The 3,220-nt window shown below is 64.1% G+C and carries 1 protein-coding gene and 1 pseudogene; both read right to left on the reverse strand.

The genetic code is table 11. The features are described from left to right. Window positions 1–435: 435 nt before the first annotated feature. Window positions 436–1,653 (reverse strand): annotated as a pseudogene (locus JCM25156_RS24010) (OmpA family protein). Window positions 1,654–1,922: 269 nt separating this feature from the next. Next, window positions 1,923–3,220 (reverse strand): 3-dehydroquinate synthase (gene aroB, locus JCM25156_RS12090; RefSeq protein WP_084296512.1); only part of this gene is annotated, 1,298 nt, incomplete at its 5' end.

Below are 3,220 nucleotides of genomic sequence, written 5' to 3' on the forward strand. Positions count from 1 at the left end.
GCTGGTTGCCAGTAACGCTGCGCGAAGACGCATGGTTGAGTCCTTAAAATCTGATTGCAGGGCGGGCCCTGTCTGTGATCCGGGCAATGGATTTGCCCCGATACAGGGCAGCCTGAGATTACCCGCAAGCTTATGATGCGGACTTAGCGTGTCTGACCCCGCTTGAGAATGGGCTAAATGGCGCATGTGGACGGGTTGTGACAAAAAAAGCACATATCTTTCAGGCATCTTTAGGCAGGATTGTTAAAAGTCCAGTATTTGTAAGGCTTTTATGAAACCTTCCGGTCAGATATCCGAATTTTGCATAGGTCACTGACCGAAAAGGGGGAACTGTGGATGTCAGTAAATTCCCGGAACGATTCGACATGAAATCAGGGGAACGCGCCGGGCGTTTCCCCTTCATTCCATTCATCATAACATACTGGTCTGGCGGGGTCAGTGCAGGATGATTTCCACACGCCGGTTCTGGGGTTCGCGTGTGCCGGGGCCGGTGGGCACCAGCGGGCGGGATTCGCCATAACCGCGGATATCGATGGCGCTGGCGGTCACCCCGTCACGGATCAGCTCGGCCTTCACGCTGTCCGCCCGGCGCAGGGACAGGGCCATGTTGTATGTCGCGCCACGCGGGCCGGGATGGGCGGCGGAACTGTCGGTATAGCCATTCACCTCGATGCGGGTGGTCTGGACATGGGTGGATGCCTGCGCGGCCTCGGTCACGATTTCGCGCGCGCGCCGGTCAGCGTCGCGCCGTCCCAGTCAAAGAACACCAGATAGGTACGTGAGGCCACCGGGGCGGCGGGAACGACGGCGGGCTGCGGCGGTGGTGGCGGGGGCGCGGTGTTGAACGCATAGCGCACGCCCACGATGAACTGGTGATTGAAGCGCTGGTCATAACGCAGGTGGGTGGTGTCGCGCCCCAGCGGGCCGGAATAGGACTGGTTGACCGTGCCCATGTCGAAGGATTCGACCTGGCCGATCATGCGGTATTCGGTGGTCATCTGCAGCCCCGCCACCCCCGGGATGTCATAGGCCGCGCCCACGATGCCCTGATAGGCGAAGCTGCCATTCGTACCGTGCTGGCTGATGGTGTGCTGTAGCGTGGTGATCCCGCTGACGTTCTGCCACAGATAGCCCGCACCCACACCGACGAACGGGGTGACCGGCACGTCAATATCGAACAGGCGCTTGAGGTCGATGTCATACAGGACATTGACGAATCCGCCATAGGACCGGTCGCTGCCATCGGTCCTGCCCCGCATCCGGTGGCCCTTCGGGTCGCCCGTGGTCGCGGTGATGCTGCTCAGGTCCGACCAGTTGTAGACGCCTTCCACCTCGGCGCGCAGGCCGTTGCCGAAGCCCCAGCCAAAGGCGGCGAATCCGGTCCAGCCATCGCCATGGCGCACCTGCTGGCGTTCATGCAGGCCGGGTCGATTCCCTTGTCAAAGGGGGCGGTGACGGCTGCCGGCGCGCCCTTGAGATAGGTGTTGTTGATGTCGTTCAGCGCTGCCTGTCATAATCATGGACATGCTGGGTCTGGGTCAGGTTATAGCCACCGCCAATATCGACATAGGGGCCGGCTATGGTTGTTGCCATGGCGGCGGCGACGGGCGCCATGATCTGGGATGTCGCCAGCAATGCCACGCGAAGACGCATGTTCCCATCCTTGCAGTTCGATCAGACGCCTTCGTGCTTGCGGAAATGGGGCATGTTCCACATCGGCCTGATACGTGTTGACACAGTCGGCCCGGGGGCCGTTATCGAAGTGCCAGCGGAAAGGGTGGGAATGGCTGAAGGCCCGCCCGCCCCGTTCCATGGCTGGACCGTTGTGCGGGGCAGGGATTGAGATATGGTAAATGCCGCGCCACCGGGCGGCGCGCGGCGTGGAATGTTGTAAAAACGTCACATGAGGCCGCGCCGCCCGGTCAGGGCGTGCAGCCATCGGCGCGCAGGATTTCCAGCACGGCCTCGTCGGGCACGTCACGGCAGGTAAAGGCCCGGCCGATGCCGCGCACCAGCACGAAGGACAGGCGGCCATCGCGCATTTTCTTGTCGCGCTGCATGTTGCGCACAAGCTGCGTGGCCGAGAGGCTGCGCCCCGTATCGCCTATGCGCGCGGGCATGGACAGGCGTTCGAGATGGCGGGTCACGCGGTCCAGATCCTCGATGGGGCAGTATCCTAGCCGGACCGACAGCATGAACGCCAGCCGCAGGCCGATGGAGACGGCCTCCCCATGCAGCAGGCTGCCGTCATAGCCCATCTCCGCCTCCAGCGCGTGGCCGAAGGTGTGGCCGAGATTGAGCAGGGCGCGGCCATCGGTCCTGCGTTCCTCGCGCTCATCGGCAATCACCACGCGCGCCTTGAACGCGCAGGCCATGCGGATGGCTTCGGCCTGTACGGCCGGATCGCCCGACAGGACTTCGGCCCCGTTGCGCTCGCACCAGTCGAACAGCCCCGCATCGCCCAGCAGCCCGGATTTGACGATTTCGGCATAGCCCGCGCGCAGTTCGCGCACCGGCAGGGTGGCGAGGGTGGACGTATCGGCCAGCACCGCGATGGGCTGGTGGAACGCGCCCAGCAGGTTCTTGCCAAACGGGGTGTTGATGCCGGTCTTGCCCCCCACGGAGGAATCCACCTGCGAAAGCAGTGTTGTGGGAATCTGCACGAAGGGCAGGCCACGCAGCGTGGTGGCGGCGCAGAACCCGGCCAGATCCCCCACCACGCCCCCGCCCAGCGCCACGACCGTGGTGCCGCGTTCCACATGGGCTTCCAGCAGTGCGTTGGTCACGCGTTCATACATGCCGATGGTCTTCGAGCCCTCACCGGGGGGGATGGTGATGACCTCGGCGCGGGTGCCGGTTTCCTCCAGCCCTTCCAGCAGGCGGGGCAGGTGCAGGGGGGAAACGGTCTCATCCGTCAGGATCATCACGCGCTTCTGGGGCAGCACGGGGGCGAGCAGCGCCCCGGCCCGCCGGATCACATCGGAGCCGATGATGACATCGTAGCTGCCACGTTCCAGCCGCACCGGCACGCGCAGGGGCTGTTGGCCCCGCTTCAGGGCCCCTATGACATGGTCGGCGCTGTGTTCCACGCTATCTTCTCCACAATCCACGATAATATCCGCCTCCGCATAGACCGGGTGGCGCACGCGCATGAGATCGCCCAGCACCGCATGGGGCGCCGCCGCGTTGAGCAGCGGGCGATGGGTCCGGTCCGCCACGC

The sequence above is a fragment of the Komagataeibacter kakiaceti JCM 25156 genome, assembly GCF_000613305.1.